Below are 15716 nucleotides of genomic sequence, written 5' to 3' on the forward strand. Positions count from 1 at the left end.
TAGCGTCGTGTCTTTGCTCCGAACAACCATCGGGCTCTACCTGCGCCAGTGCGGGGGGTGGATGCCCGCCAAGTCGCTGACAGATCTCATGGAGGTCCTGGACGTTCCAGTGGAGCTCACACGAACTGCGCTAACCCGTCTAAAACAAAAGGGCGTTCTAACTGCCGAGGTCAACGCAGGACAGAAGGGATATGCACTGACCGACGCAGCAGAGCTGATGTTCTTTCGAGGGGATCGTCGCATCAACTTTCCCCGCAACATGCGGCCAGACGATGCCTGGTGTCTCATCTCATTTTCCCTACCGGAGTCTCAGCGAGAGCGCCGACATCAGCTTAGGCGCCACCTCAGCTGGATTGGCTGCGGAACAGTCGCTCCAGGCCTATGGATCTGCCCGGATTTCTTGCGGGAGGAAGTCAAAGTAATACTTCAGGAACTCAGCCTGCAGCATCATGCCGTCTTGTTCACCACACAGACACCAGAAGTAGCCGGTGACCTTCGGGCAACAGTCAATGAATGGTGGGACCTCGAATACCTCGCTGAGCTTCACAAGGAATTTGCCGCAGAATACGGTGCCGTGGAGACAGGATCGGTACCGTCGAACGCGGAAACATTCGCCACCTACGTGAAGTGCGTTGACCGGTGGCGGGTCATCCCCTACGTTGACCCGGGTCTTCCCAAGTCATGCCTCCCAGATGACTGGCCGGGCGGAAGATGCACCGTACTATTCCAGGACATCCGCAATTCACATGAGCTCCCCAGCCTGGAGTTTGTGCGCTCCTTGTTGCCGGTAAGCCTTACGAAGGAATAACATGTGCCGCCGACTCATCCAGGGGGATCCGGCCGCCCACCGTGCGTATTTCCGAAGCACCCCTTCTTCCCGCCTATACGAGATACGGGATCAAAGGAAGCCTCGAATCTGAGCTAATACTGTTGGTCTCTGACTCTGTCGGATCAAATCGATACTGGTCACCGGATTCGTCACAGCCGACTAATGCAGAGCATTGACCCACACCTATGGTTGTTCCATGACGAGCCCGTATGAAGTTCCGCTATGACCCGAAGCACGGGCGGCCATTCGACTCACCGAGCTTCTTGCAACCATGTAGGCGGACCCCTGGGCCCCACTTCGTACGATCCAACACTGGAGTATTCATGAACCATGTCCCCGCACAAGACATCACTACTGCCCGTATGGATGCGTCCCTGAACTACATTCGGATCTGGCTGCAATCCCAGTTTGATCGTCATGCCATCCCGGGCATGCAGATCGCCGTCCACTTCGGAGGTTCGGTGCGGCTGTCTGAAGCGTACGGCGTCACCAACTTGGACACTGAGGAACCAGTGACACGGGGACACCTTTTCCGGATAGCTTCTCAGTCGAAGACCTTTACCGCGGTTGCCGTTTTGCAACTTGCGGAGCGTAACCTGTTGCACCTCGATGACCCGATCAGCAGCCACATTTGCGAGCTTGTTGGAAGCAACGTAGCGAGCGTGACCGTTCGTGATCTACTCAACCACACTGCCGGAATCGTTCGCGATGTGCCGAATGCTGCAATCGACCAGGTTCTCGCTCCGACTCCCGACGAGAATCAAGTACTGAAGACGGTAATTGAGCATGGATTTGTGTTCCCACCGAACGCCACCTTGAAGTATTCCAACGTCGGCTACAGTTTGTTGGGCATTCTTGTCGGGCGCATCAGCTCAGTGGGCTACAACTCCTTCGTCAAAGAAAACATCGTCGAAGTGTTGGGGTTGAAGAATACTGGACCTGATCTTGACCTCGACCGGGTAAGTGACTTTGTGCATGGGCACGCGGGCCCCCACGCCCGATCCCCACAAGCTGTTCTGCCCCTGATGACATCGCGCGCCAATGCTTCTTGTGGTGGTTTCTACTCCACGGCCGAGGACCTCGCCGCCTACTACGCCGCGCATCTGATGGGTGACGAACGACTACTAAATGACGATAGCAAAAGACTTCAACAGCACGCTGCTTGGTCATCCAACTCGGATGACCAAGCAGCTGCCCGCTACGGTTTGGGGATGGCCCGGGAAAACTTCCGCGGACACACCTTACTTGGTCACAGCGGAGGTCACCCAGCAGGTCAGGTCAGTGAAACAGTCTTCGACCCCGATACTGGTCTCATTGTCTCCGTACTGGCCAATGGGTTCGGCTCGCCGGTCGGCGAACTGGTGCGTGGCGTGCTGAGCCTTTTGTATGCCGGCGCTGCTGATCCTACCGATCCTGCCGGCGTCGGGCTGGTGCCGCGCGTTATTCCTACACAGCCGCTAGAGCTCAGCGCAGACGAGTTGTCCCGCTTTGCTGGGCAGTATGTAGACCCAATTGATGAATACCATCTGGCCGCCCTCGGAGGAAAGTTGCTTGGTATCTCCCCGGATGCACTCGATCCGATAGCAAGCGCGGAACGGTATGAGGTGGTTTCTGCCGGTGAGCTGCGCAACGTGGGCGCTTCGGTTTTTGCAAGTGCCGGAGAGTCCGTCACAGTGGTCCGCAACGCCGACGACAGTGTCCGGAGGATCCAATTCGGTCGCTCGATCATGTGGCCCGCCGAGAGATACGAAGGACCATCGCTCTAGGAGGAAGTCACAGTCGAGGCTAGCACCGGTTGGCGCCTAAATACCCTGGTCGACGGCTAGGGGTGGGCGTCATACTGGCGATTGCCACAATGACGCGGGATATGGACGCCGAGTAGTCCACCGTCGTTACGCGTACCGACGGTGGACTACTACCAGAAACAGGCAACGGCGTTGGCCGGCCGGTCGATCTCCTTGAGCTTCCTTGTCCGCCATGGGAGCAGGGCGGGTTGTCGCCTCATTCGCCCTGTGATGTCCCCCGGCGCAGGGCCCTGCCAGCAAGTCGGCCGGTAGGCTGACCATCCTGGAATGCGATCGTCCCATTGATAAGGACATGCCGCATCCCTGCTGCGTAACGGTGTGGCTGCCGATACGTGGCGAGATCCGCAACCTCATCCGGTTCAAAGACAACCAGATCCGCAAAGGCACCAACGCGGATCTGGCCACGATCGAGCAGCCGAAGGTTCTTCGCGGGCAGGCTGGTCATGCGCCGGACGGCATCTTCCAGGGTGAGGATACCGCCACGAACGTAGGGGCCCAGGATCCTAGCGAACGCGCCATATGCCCGGGGGTGGGTGGGATTTTCGGTGAACGGCGGCTGCGCGGGCATGGCTTCTGAGTCGGAACAAATGGAAACCCAGGTGCTCTGGAGGGCCAGATGAATGTTCTCCTCAGTCATCTCGAAGTAGGCCGCCAGCAGATCTGGGTCAGCGCTAACGAGATCCAGGAGGGTGTCGATCGGATCGGTGTCTCCACGAACGGCTGCCACCTGCGCCAAGGTGAGTCCACTGACGTCCGGCTCGATCCCTCCGAGTAGCAGGATACCGCTGGCACCGCCCGAACCTAGGTACAGATTTTCCCAGTCCGCACCCGGGTGGGCAATCGCGGCCTTGATGACGGCGCGGGTTTCAGGGTCAGAAAGACGGGCCAACAACTCAACGCGGCCACCCTCATGAAGCTGTGGCGGTATGCAGGCTCCAAGCGTTGTTGCCCCTGCCTCATAGGGGTAGATGTCGGCACTGATGCTCAGACCCGCGTCGCGTGCTTGCTGGATTTTCTCGATCGCTTTGGTCATCGCCGGCCAGTTCTGGCGCCCGGACGCCTTGAGATGGTAAACCTCTGCGCGCGCCGATGTCACCCGCGCGATCTCGATGAGCTCCTCGACAGCGTCCAACAACCGGTCTGCCTCGTTGCGAACATGGGAAATATAGAGCGCATCATGTTTGGCAAGGACGTGCGCATAGGCGGTTAGCTCGGCCGTGCTCGCGTAACTCCCTGGAGAGTAGATCAGCGCGGAGGCGACGCCCAAGGCGCCTCCTGCGAGCTCGTCGTCGAGTATTTGGCACGCCGAAGCCAGCTCATCCTTGGAAAGGGCACGATCCTCCGCTCCTGCATGGATCATGCGAAGGTTGTGGGCCCCGACGAAACTGGCGATGTTCGGTCCCACCCCAGTCGTGGCCATGTGATCGAGGAAATCATTCAATCGCGGCCAGTTCATTCGCACGCCGGGCGCCTGTGGGTCGGCGTCGATGACCTTCCCCATCGCGCCACTGACCGGCCCTAGGGAGAACCCCTCCCCGAAGACCTCCGTGGTGACTCCCTGATATAGATCTGAGAGCCCGCGTGGATCTTGCTGCAGCGTCCCGTAGGCGTGGCTAAGCACGTTGATAAAGCCAGGCGCCACAACAGCACCCGCGGCAGAAAGCTCCGCGGCGTCGGCTGGGGGAACCTCACCGACTGCGACGATCCGATCACCGCTGATAGCGACGTCGGCCCGGCGAAGTGGCCCGCCGGTACCGTCGGCAACCATGCCACCGCGCACCACGAGATCGATCTTCATATTTTGTTCCTTTGACTTGAGTTCTGTGGGCATTGCCCACTTGAATGTTCTTCGATGCGCGGTGACTCGGGTTAGCTGTTCTGGCGCCCGAAAACTTCCCGAAGTGCATCTCCGAGTAGGTTTAGGGCCAACACGGTGGCAATGATGCACCCACCTACGGGGTAGACCAACCACCAGTAGCCGTCAGAGATGTACGTGGCACCGCCTGATAGTTGGCCGCCCCAGTCGGTTGCGGGGTAGGATAGCCCGAATCCCAAAAAGCCGAGGGTGGCGACGATTAGGATGGCGTCGGCAACCTGGAAGGTGATGTTGACGATGATCACGCCCAGGGCATTCGGGATCAGATGTCTCAGGATGAGCCGGGGACGCGACGCACCCATCACCCTGGCAGCCAGGACGAACTCCCGTACACGAAGCGAGAGGACCTCCCCGCGAACCAAGCGCGAGGGCACCAGCCATGAGAAGGCCCCTATGATCAGGCCAAGGGACACGGTGCTGGCAGTGAATCGTGCGGACAAGATCAGCACAACGAACAGGAACGGCACGGACAAGAAGATGTCTACCAGGCGCATCATAGCGCCATCGAGGACTCCCCTGGCCAGCCCCGCGATGGTTCCGTAGAGCGTTCCCACCACGGTGGCGGTGATCGCGGCGAGCAGTCCGATCTGAAGCGAGACTTGCCCGCCTTTCATCAAGCGCCCCAGAGTATCAAATCCGTTCGCATCGGTACCGAGACGATGTTCACCTGATGGCGGCAGTGCAGCGTCCACGAGATTCACATAGGTCTGGTCGGTGGGATACAGATACGGTCCCAGAAAGCAAAAACCGGCCAGCACCAAGAGCGTCAACAATCCAATAAGCCCGAGCGGATATGCTCGTAGCCCCCGCATTTTCTTACGCAGTGGCGCCACTTTCACGGGCGCTTCCATAGTGTTACTCATGCAGATAGCTCGATCCGGGGGTCAGTGATGGCCAGGGCGACGTCGGCCAGAAAGTTTCCGAAGACCGTCAGGGCTCCGCCGATAAGTGTGTAGGCAAGGAGCACAGGGTAGTCCTCGCGTTGCAAGCTATTCAGGAACAATAGACCGAGTCCCGAGTAGTTGAATACGGTCTCGGCGATCAGGTTGCCGGCCAGCAATGCCGGCACTGAGAGCCCCACGAGTGTGATCAGGGGTTGGCAGGAGTTGCGTAGTAGGTGCCGGGTTAGGATCATCCGCTCAGGCAGCCCCTTGGCCCGTGCCACCTTGATGTAATCCTGCCCCAGCTGCTCCAGGGTGGCGGTTCGTTGGTAACGAGCAAAGACAGCAATGCTGGTCAGCGCAATGGTGATGACAGGCAACGTCATGGAGCGCGGATCTGTGAAGATCACCCAGGGCGACGGCGATTGCGAGGCTTGGGACGGAAACAGGGGAATTGCTTGACTAAAGATTGCTATCAGGATCAATCCCAGCAGAAACTGTGGCGTCGCATACAGGGTGTACGACGCGGCAGTAGCTAGGTGGTCGCCAACGGTGTTGCGTTTGACAGCCTGCCAGATTCCCAGCGGAATGGCGATGACAAGCGCTAATACCAGCGCGGCCAAGGAGAGCATGGCACTACGGGCAGCGTTTTGCCCGAGCAGAGTCGCTACGCTCTGGTTGAGTTTGTAAGACTGTCCCAAATCTCCGCTGAGCAACTGTCCCAGGTAGCTGAAGTATTGCACCAGAACCGGGCGGTCAAAACCGTGTTCGGTGTTGAACGCGGCCACCGACTCTGGTGAAGCCCGTTGTCCTAACACGGCCCGCCCTGGACTACCCTGAACAAAGTACAGCAGAAAATACACCACCGCGGTGATCCCAATGAGCACCAGTATCGAGATCGCCAGGCGCCGAAGCACATACCAGGCCATGTTGTTGCCTTCCATTCTCAAGTGTTCACGGACGGTTTATGTGAGGGGACTATTTTTGAAAGTACCAAAGCTGTGGATCCAGAAGTCCGAGCCCGTAGCGGGTGATGTTCGCAAACGAGGCCGGCGGGCCTGAAATGTCCGATTTCCACACGGCGATGTTGGCCGGGTTTGGCATAAACAGGTAAGGCAAGTTCTCGCCCAAGTAGGTGGTCTCGGCCACGAGCGCATTTGGATCACTGGACCTCTCGGAGGCCGTCATCAAGGCGTCAGCCCGCGGATCACTATACTGACCTAGGTTGAAGGAGGCGCCGGTTTTCAAGTAGCTGCTCGCTGTGGGGTAAGTGCTGGCATTGAAGCTGCCCTCGTCTGCCATGGCCCACTGGTCCTTGAACGCCGGCGCGGCATTATTGTCAGCGTTCTCATACAGGAAGTTCAGTGATTTGGCCTCCCCAGTGATGGTGATGCCGACTTGTTTTGCAGCGGAGATGAACGCGGTGTTCCGGTTGGCGATCGCCTCAGGTGAGCTCGCGTAGAGCAGGTTGAAGCTGAGGGTCTGTCCAGCGGGGATTCCAGCACCGCAGTTGCCAGTGCCGGTGCCGGGACTGGTGCACGTCCGGCTTCCATCCGAACCAGCGGTCCAACCATTGTCAGTTAGCAGCTTCGCAGCCGCGGCCGGATCAAACGGGTACGGTGCCTTGTCGCCAAACGACGGGGCAAAGCGCGTACCGACTTGCCCAATAGTGTAGGAAGGAGCCCCTGCTCCACCGTAGATCCCGCGGCTCTTGATGTAACCGGGCTGGTCAATGAGGTGTTGCAGCGCCTGGCGTACATAGAGCTGGGCGATGACTTTGTCGAAGTTGTTTGTGGTGTTTTTAAAGTTGATCACTACCGGGTTGAACTGTGTGGGACCAGGCCGACCGTAGGAGTTATAGCCTTGCTGTTTAAGAGCAGTCACCTCGGAGGCGAAACTTGCATCCAAGGCACCAACACTCAGCGCACCGGCTTTGAGTTGGTTCATCATCGCAGACGTAGAGGTGAACGGCAGGAACTTCATGGCTTCCACCTTGGAAGGGCTCGGTCCTGTGTACTTGTCGTTGGGAACCAGGGTGTATCCACCCGTGGCTGCCTCGAAGTTCTGCAGCCTGAACGGGCCGTTGACTACTTGCCACAGCGGGTTGCTAGCGAAGGTCGACTGCTCACGTCCCTGCTTTGACAGGTAATTGTAGATAGCCGTGGCGTTGGCCGGCACCGTAGAGTCCAGGTGCTCCCCGCCAGCGGCGGCTATGTTCCATGCGGTCGAAGGCAGCGGGATCAGCGTCGAGGCCACGTTGTTCAAGAAGAAGTCGGGATTCGTGGAATCCTTCAGCGTGAGCTCAAGGGTGTCGGTGTCGGTGGCTGTCATGCTGACCACGTTTTCGGGGAAACCCCCGAGGACATAGCCATAGTAGTTGGCCGGGCTTTCGGCGATGGCAGCCTTGATTAGATCGATTGAGAAGATCACGTCAGCGGCATTGACCTGTTTGCCGTCCGACCACTTGTAGTTATCCTTCATCTTGATCGTGAAGGTCTTCCCTTCGTCGCTGGCCTTCGGAAGCTCGGCCAGGCTGAGGTCCGCGTTGATGGACTGTGTTGAGCCGACATCTGCCGCAGCGTAAAGGTACTTGAACATGGCCTGCTGTGCCGAAAAAGGGGAATCTGAACTGGCCCGATTCGGATAGAAGTTATTGGGCGCGAGCCCCACCGCTTGTGCAACAGTGACGACGCCGCCAGCCTTTGGTTCCCCGGCCGAGGTGGGCAGGGAACCAAAAACTGCTCCCGTGGGGCCGGAACCGGCGGGCTCCGCGCTGGAACAACCGGCGATCAACAACGATGCCGCTGCTAGCGCAACTACCCCACGTAGCGCTCGATGGGTGATGAAAGTAGTCATTTTTGCTCCTGTAGTTGGTGAATATGGGGCAGGTCTCGCCGCGCCCAAAAAAGCTCTCGGTCGTTTCAGCGTATGGTGCCCTGTGTCCACCGAGTTGATCGGAAAACACGAACTGTCGGGCTTCATTTTCGTCACCACGCACAGACCTCAGGTCGTGGTGGGACTGGCGATCTGCTTGGGGACTAGCGGAAAGTGGCAGGCAACCTGATGGGTTCCGCTGATCGACTCCAGTGGCGGCTCCACTACTGCGCACAGCTCGGAGGCCTGCGAGCATCGAGTCCGGAAACGACATCCACTCGGTGGAGTGATGGCACTGGGCAGATCGCCGCGAACAGCTGTACCATTTTCACGGTCCGCGGCCAGGGGATCGGTGTCCGCGACTGCGGCGAGCAGTCCGGCGGTATAAGGGTGGGCAGGCGTCGAGTAAACCTCATCGCACGTGCCGACCTCCACAAGCTTGCCGAGGTACATGACGCCGACCCTGTCAGCCAAATAGCGCACGACCGCAAGATCATGCGAGATCACCACACTGCTGAGACCGAGCTCGTGTTGGGTCCGGCGCATTAGATTCAGGACCTGCGAGCGCACAGAAACGTCCAGGGCACTTACCGGCTCGTCGGCGACAAGCACCAACGGATTGAGGGCGAGGGCGCGGGCCAGCCCTACTCTTTGGCGTTGTCCCCCGGACAGTTCGTGCGGATAGCGTTCCATCACGCCCGCAGGCAGGCCGACCTGGTCCAGCAGGTGCCGGACACGTATGGCCCGCTGCCCTCGCGTGTCGATGTTTTGGATGTCCAGTGGTTCACGCAGAATCGTTTCGATCCGCATCCTGGGATTGAGGGATGCCAGCGGGTCCTGGAACATCATCTGCAGTTCAGCGCGACGTCGGCCAAGTTCGCGCGAACCCATCCGGGTGACCGAGTCGCCTGCGAGCAACACTTCACCGCTGCTCGGTCGGTCCAACGCGACGATCATCCGCCCAAGTGACGACTTTCCGCAACCGGACTCTCCGACGAGTCCGAAAGTTTCACCAGCTGCGACGTCGAAGCTGACGCCGGAAACTGCCTTGACGGTTTTCCTTCCACCGAACAAAGTTGATCCACCCACTGGGTACTCACGCACCAGATTTCGGACGCTTAGCCGTGGTGTCGCCTCCGGCCCAGCAATAGTGGCAGTTGCTGTCGCGATCCGGGATCGCATCGGGGCGCTTGGCCCGGTGGCCGGATGCCAGCAGGAATAGCTGTGTCCAGCAGCCTCGAGCGTCAATCCCGGAGCAGCCTCATGGCAGAGATCAGTGGCGGCGGCACAGCGCGGCGCGAAGGGGCAACCCACCTGCGGCATCGCCAGATCCGGTGGCGAACCGGGAATGCTGAAGAGCTCGTCCGCTTTGTCGTGGGTGATCGTGGGAATGGAAGCAAGCAGCGATTGTGTGTAGCGGTGGCGCATATCGCCGAACAGCGTGGGAGTCAGACCGGTCTCTGCCACACGTCCGGAATACATCACAGCGACCCGGTCGGCATGCCCAGCGATCACCCCGATGTCGTGGGAGACCAGGATCATCGCCATGCCCAGCTGTGACTTCAGGTCGTTGAGCAGGTCCAGGATCTGGGCCTGGATCGTGGCATCCAGGGCTGTGGTCGGCTCGTCGGCGATGACGACGCGCGGCTCGCACGCCAGCGCCATGGCGATCATCACTCGCTGTCGCATACCGCCCGATAGCTGGTGCGGATAGTCGTTCATCTTCTCGGAAGGTCTGGGCAGTCCGACCAGTGCCAGTACCTCCTCGGCTCTTTGTCGCGCAGCTCGTTTACTCCCGCCCAAGTGGAGCAGTATCGGTTCAGCGACCTGATCGCCGATCCGACGGGTCGGGTTCAATGCGGACAACGAGTCTTGGAAGACCATCGCGATGTCATTGCCGCGTACAGCCCTGTAGTCTGACTCCGGCATGCCGATGAGTTCTTTGCCGTCCATGGTGATCGAGCCACTTGTCACGATTCCTCCAGCCGGCAACATACCCATAATCGCCAGACCTGTCATCGACTTTCCGGAGCCGGATTCGCCAACCACCCCGAGGGTCTCCCCACGACGCAGCCGCAGACTCACGTTCGAGACCGGCCGTACGATTCGATCGCCGCTCCGGATCTCGATCGAGAGATCGCGGATCGCCAATAGATCGGGATCCTCACGGTGAGGACTACCCAAGGTATCTGCCTTCTGCGCGGCGTCGCTGTCCAAAATCATAGACCGATCGTAGCGTCGCACACCCGGGAGGCGTGTTAGTCGCCAGGAACGATATCGCGCAAAGAATTCTGTCCTGCAGGACAGGTCCGTTTCGCCGCTTTGGCACGGAATTGACGCGCACGACTCAAAAAGACTGGCCGTGAAAGTATTCCCCCTGTCATTTCGCGACTTGCTTCTTCCAGGCGTTTCAAGGCTCACACGATCGCGTTGCCCGATTCGTCTCGATCACCAGAGTATGAGGATGAGCTATGGGACTCGGAATTCTCTGGCGGAACTGAGGTGTTGGATCCGGATCACCCCGGAGCGCCAAGAGTGAGGAGGAGTGGAATGGACGAACAAATTCTGAAGGAAGTATTCGCCGACATCTCCATCGGTCAATCTTGATGGCCCCAACGGTTGACGTCGCCCTATGAAGAACAAGGGGTTGGGGAGAAAGCCGGTGATATCGCCGCACGACGCCGCGTCGACCCGTGCGGCCTCGACTCCGCGGTGCCCGCCTGCCGCTCGAGGATCAGTTCCACCGCACGAATAACCAGGTTGGGATTAGCGCAGTCAGACCACAATGTTTAACCCGCAACCCGTGAGAATCAAGGTAGAAGCATTCACTCCCCCAAACCTAAGGATGGTCGCAATGCCGACAGAAACGCTCTGCACCCCGCTCAAGGACCAACTGGACGCCGCGATGAGCCGGGCGGGGAGCTTGGCGGCGGCACCAGGCTCCCAGGCAGCATTGGTGCGCAACGGCGAACTAATCTGGACGGGCGTACATGGCCTGGCGAGGATAGACCAAACCGTCCACGTCACAGATCGGACGCCATTTTGCCTGGCCAGCTTCGGAAAGTTGATCCTTGCAGCATGCGCTTTACACCAGGTTGAGCGGGGCCGGATCAATCTCGATCAACCGATCGCGAGGTATCTCGGTGATGATGTTCCCGGCGCGGACACCGTGACCGTGCGAATGTTGCTTACACACACGGCGGGATACCCCGATATCTATGCATCGGCTCAGATGAGCGAACTACTACCCCCCGGCCTGGCGGAACTATTGCCTGGGGCCGCCGCACCCGCCTCTGCAGGGAAGAACACCTATGACTCGAACAAGCCGTTCACCTGGTCGATGTTCGCGCAGGCGCTTGGTTCTCCCGTTGATCAAGGCCAGCATTGGTCATATTCCAACACGGGCTATATCTTGCTTGCTCGAATTCTGGTGAAGGCGCTTGGCGGGGAAGAACAGATGGAACGCGCCTGTTCGGAGTTCGTTCACTCAGCCAGCGGCACCCACCCAATGAACGACGACATACTAACCCTTCGACGCTCCCTGTACATGGCAGAGTCGATGGCACACGGCTACCAGCGGCTCTCCGATGGTTCGTTCCACGGCACCTATGAAGCACAGCGAGAGTCCACCATACCGTTCGACCTTTTCGGCTTACCGTTTGGTGACGGCTTGTTCGCTGGTACCGCAATTGGGGCAGCCCAGGTCCTCGACAACTTGTTCGTCGGCAGGACACTTCTGGGAACGGCTCTGCTCGAGGAGATGGTTACCCCCACGTCGCAGGCGATGGCCGGTCCCGCGGAGCCGGCCCGGATCAATAGCTACGGCATGGGAACGTTTCGCACAAAGCTGGCCGGCAGTGTGTGGCAGGGTCATAGCGGCTCTTACGGTGGGTACACCACCATGGGTGCCAGCGAAAATTCCACCGGTGTCAGTTTGGTCGCAATTGCAAACGCCATTACTCCCATCGACAGTACCCACGATGCCGCAGTGGTTGAAACACCGGCCGGGGCGATTTGGAACACGCTTGCGGAAGTCTGCGCAGACCATTTCATGTCGAGCCGGGACTAACGCAAGGTAGCCCCGACCTGTCGGATCCGACGAATACATGGATCGATTTATGTAATCCTCGACAATGGCTATGATCCACTTCACAGCTACGCTGTGTGGATGCCCAGTTCAATGACCACGACCAACCGCAGTCTTGCCCGGATTTTGAATCATCTCGGCACGACACTGCTCGAACAGCTAGAAGGGTCCGTCAGGGACCACCAGTCCCTCGGTGGCGTAGTCATTTACGACTCCGCTGACGATCTGGCCATAGCAGAGCGCTCGATCGTGCTCGGCGTCGGAATCCACGATCACGACGGGATCGTGCGGCTGCTGCGCGGGCTCGGTCCCCGAAACGCCGCAGCGCTGGTTGTTCGCGCGCCAATCATCGTGAGTGAAACGATGAGGCGCGCGGTTCAGCGCTCGGGGGTGGCACTGCTCGGCCTGGCAGAAGGAGCATCCTGGACGCAGTTGGCCGCCATGCTGCGCACCCTGCTCGCTGAAGACGATGTCGGCGGCGCCGCGGCCGAGTTCATTGGCGGGATGCCTTCTGGTGATCTGTTCTCACTCGCCAACGCAATTGCCGCGTTGATAGACGCACCAATCACGATCGAGGACAAAGGCTCAAATGTTCTCGCTTTCTCAGGACGTCAGGAGGAGGCTGACCCCTCCCGTATTGAGACGATTCTGGGCCGCCGGGTGCCGGAACGTTACATTCGCGCCCAGGAAACGCGTGGCGAGTTCCAACAACTCCAGCGCAGCGACGCTCCGGTCTACCTTCCGGGCTGGGCGCTCGACGACGACGAGCACTCGGTAGCGCGAGTCGCCGTTGCCATTCGCGCGGGCGAGGAGATTCTTGGCTCGATGTGGGCCGCCGTGCAGCAGCCTCTAAACGACGAACGAACTCAGGCCTTCGCGGATTCCGCGAAACTAGTTGCGCTTCATATGCTGCGATTTCGTGCCGGAAGCGATGTGGAGCGACGCCTTCGGGCCGACTTGGTGAGCACGGCACTAGAAGGTGGTCCGTCGGCGCTTGAGGCTTCCGGGCGGTTAGGCCTTGTCGGGCGGCCAGTCGCCGTCCTAGCACTGGGCTTGGACTGGACCGAAGACGTTGGCGCGGCGGGCACGGCGCCAACTCAGGCGGCCAGCCTGCAACGTGCCGCCGATGCCTTCGCCCTTCACCTTTCGGCACTACAACCAGGCTCGGCCGTGGCGGTTCTTGGCGACCGGGCATATGCGACAGTCCCACTCCTAGGCCACCCTGCGGATCAGGCCAAACAGGCCCATCGAATGGCACAAGGGTTTCTGGACCGAACCGGTCAGAACCTTTCGGCGGTCATCGGAATCGGCCCACTCGCCATGGATGCCGGGAGTCTTCCTCGTGCCCGGCACGGCGCCGATCAGGCCCTACGAGTACTGCGGTACGAGGCGGGAAAACGTCGTGTTGTCACCGCCGAAGATGCCTACATCGACTCATTGCTGCTCGATCTCTCTGACCTTGTTGCCGCACGGGGCAACGCAATTTCACCACCCATTGCGCAGCTGCTGGCCTACGATCACAAGCACCAAGCCCAACTGGTGCAAACCCTACGCTGCTGGCTCAATGCATTCGGCGACGTCAGCATTGCCGTCAAGGAAGCCTTTGTTCACCCAAGCACCTTCCGCTACCGCATGCGTCGAGTTGCAGCGGTCAGCGGTCTTGACCTTACTGACTCGCACCAACGGTTCGCGGCCATGCTGCAGCTACGTCTTCTGGAATCGGTGGCTGCTCCCCTGCACGCCCCCAAGAATCGATGACTTCTACACCGCTGCGGGACGGGAATAGCAGGGCGGACGGCATGGCAGACGGAGCCATACCGGGACCTGGGACGTTGGGAGTGAATACTGGAGTCGCCCTGGCCTTCTACGCGGCCATTGATCGAACTGCATCAGTTGCCATGCTCCTCACCAGCAACGAAGAGACTCGTTCTGCGAGCTTGCGCGCGCTGATTGAACAGCCCTTGCAGGAGGTCGCTGCCGCGCTTGTGCCAGAAGCCAGCGCGGGAGGATCCGGTGACAATCTAAGTGTGGCACTTGGAACACGGTCCCTTGATGGTCCGGGAGGCGTTGGCGGAGACACCCAGGCGGAAACGACCACGCTCACCCCCAGAAGATCTCAAGGCGAAGCCTGCTCATTGACGTGGCTGATACACCGGCCGAGGGCTCCCGTGTCGCCGGACAAACAAGTGCCAATGAAATAGTTGAATTGGACAGTCAGCCAGTCCCATAAATGGGCCATTATCGAGCCATGACAACCTTTGCTGACGAATCGCGAACAACTCCCCGAAGTGAAATGACGCGGATTGCCGCGATGGCCGCCGAAGAAGCGGCCAATCGATCCGGTGTGAGAATCCGCCCCCTGACCTCCATCGGGGACATGCGCGAGTGTGTCGAACTCATCAACGCGATTTGGCGGCCAACTGACGAATCCTCAATTATGAACGTCGAGGTTCTTCAGGCCCTTGCCGGTACCGAAACCTATATCTGCGGGGCCTTTGCCGGTGAGCTGATGCTGGGTGTATGCGTGGGTATGTGGGGCAAACCCTCCGCACTGTCGCTGCACAGCCACATTGCTGGGGTCACAGATAGCGCCCGGGGCAGGGATGTGGGGTTCGCCCTCAAACTTCATCAACGGGCCTGGGCTTTGGAGCGCGGCATCACCACCATAACGTGGACGTTCGATCCTTTAGTCAGCAGGAACGCGCACTTCAACCTTTCCAAGCTAGGAGGCATCGCCCGCGTCTATCATGTCAACCATTACGGGACGATTCTCGACGATCTCAATGGCAACGATGAATCTGACCGACTCAAGCTCGAATGGGTCCTGGAGAGTCCGCGTGCCATAAGCCGCGCTGCTCTGGAGAAAGGAAACCGCACACTGGCGCCATCGGAATCGGTTGTTTCGAGAGGACCTCTTGGCCAGCCGTCGGTACACGCTTCTTCCGCGGCTCATGTCACCGTGGCCGTGCCCACCGATATCGAGGCCCTACGCCATTCAGATCCGAGCCTTGCCTCTGAATGGCGTCTGGTGGTGCGCCAGGTCTTGGGAACATTGCTCCTAGACGGCGGGCAGGTGGAAGATTTCGATCAGCGCGCCGGTGCCTACATAGTGTCAAAAGGACCCACCGGATGACAGAGGCCGGAAGCGAACTTTTGTTCGTGGTTAGTTAAGGACGTTGCGTATCTACGCACAGACCCCCCGGAAGCCAGGTAGCTTCCGGGGGGTCTGTGCGTAGATACGCAGGCCATTTGTTGATGTCGAGGAAAGCTTCTCCGTGGAATGCGGTCCCGGTCTTCATAATGCCGTCCAACCCCATGAAGGTGGCAATGAGTGCATTTTCCGGATGGAACAGATCCTGCCCGA

Annotated in this window: 10 protein-coding genes; 5 read left to right on the forward strand and 5 right to left on the reverse strand. The window is 59.4% G+C overall.

Features of this window, described 5'->3' with window-relative positions; all coding sequences use genetic code 11:
* The first annotated feature begins 7 nt into the window (after window positions 1-7).
* Together CXQ94_RS11910 and CXQ94_RS11915 are read left to right on the forward strand one after the other, a co-directional pair.
* On the forward strand, window positions 8-808 hold the full coding sequence (locus CXQ94_RS11910; RefSeq protein WP_258067047.1) for a PaaX family transcriptional regulator C-terminal domain-containing protein: 801 nt from the start codon (window positions 8-10) through the stop codon (window positions 806-808).
* A gap of 344 nt (window positions 809-1152) precedes the next feature.
* Window positions 1153-2595: a serine hydrolase gene (locus CXQ94_RS11915; protein WP_181034188.1), complete on the forward strand. Its 1443-nt coding sequence runs from the start codon at window positions 1153-1155 to the stop codon at window positions 2593-2595.
* A 235-nt stretch (window positions 2596-2830) separates the two neighbouring features.
* On the opposite strand, the gene CXQ94_RS11920 is transcribed toward CXQ94_RS11915, so the two are convergent.
* The 5 genes from CXQ94_RS11920 to CXQ94_RS11940 all read right to left on the reverse strand — a co-directional run bounded on the left by CXQ94_RS11920 (window position 2831) and on the right by CXQ94_RS11940 (window position 10488).
* Window positions 2831-4432, reverse strand: coding sequence for an amidohydrolase family protein (locus tag CXQ94_RS11920; RefSeq protein WP_104090332.1), 1602 nt, complete (start codon window positions 4430-4432; stop codon window positions 2831-2833).
* 71 nt (window positions 4433-4503) lie between these two features.
* Window positions 4504-5373 carry an ABC transporter permease gene (locus CXQ94_RS11925; protein WP_104090334.1) on the reverse strand — a complete coding sequence of 290 codons (870 nt, stop codon included), beginning with the start codon at window positions 5371-5373 and terminating at the stop codon, window positions 4504-4506.
* Window positions 5370-6320: an ABC transporter permease gene (locus CXQ94_RS11930; RefSeq protein WP_181034189.1), complete on the reverse strand. Its 951-nt coding sequence runs from the start codon at window positions 6318-6320 to the stop codon at window positions 5370-5372. Before CXQ94_RS11930 ends, CXQ94_RS11925 begins: the two co-directional genes overlap by 4 nt.
* Window positions 6321-6369: 49 nt before the next feature.
* Window positions 6370-8247 (reverse strand): ABC transporter substrate-binding protein, encoded by a 1878-nt coding sequence (locus CXQ94_RS11935; RefSeq protein WP_181034190.1) that lies wholly within the window; start codon window positions 8245-8247, stop codon window positions 6370-6372.
* A gap of 147 nt (window positions 8248-8394) precedes the next feature.
* On the reverse strand, window positions 8395-10488 hold the full coding sequence (locus tag CXQ94_RS11940; protein WP_104090341.1) for an ABC transporter ATP-binding protein: 2094 nt from the start codon (window positions 10486-10488) through the stop codon (window positions 8395-8397).
* Between the two features lie 631 nt (window positions 10489-11119).
* On the opposite strand from CXQ94_RS11940, the gene CXQ94_RS11945 reads away from it, so the two are divergent.
* From CXQ94_RS11945 to CXQ94_RS11955, 3 genes are all read left to right on the forward strand, one after another.
* Entirely contained in the window at window positions 11120-12334 is a 1215-nt protein-coding gene (locus tag CXQ94_RS11945; protein ID WP_181034191.1) for a serine hydrolase, read from the forward strand.
* A 99-nt stretch (window positions 12335-12433) separates the two neighbouring features.
* Complete coding sequence (locus CXQ94_RS11950; RefSeq protein WP_104090347.1) at window positions 12434-14110, forward strand: CdaR family transcriptional regulator; 1677 nt, start codon at window positions 12434-12436, stop codon at window positions 14108-14110.
* 553 nt (window positions 14111-14663) lie between these two features.
* On the forward strand, window positions 14664-15485 hold the full coding sequence (locus CXQ94_RS11955) for a hypothetical protein (RefSeq protein WP_146070294.1): 822 nt from the start codon (window positions 14664-14666) through the stop codon (window positions 15483-15485).
* Window positions 15486-15716: the final 231 nt, after the last annotated feature.

It is taken from the genome of Arthrobacter sp. GMC3 (assembly GCF_002929305.1).
In the GTDB taxonomy this organism is placed as follows: domain Bacteria; phylum Actinomycetota; class Actinomycetes; order Actinomycetales; family Micrococcaceae; genus Specibacter.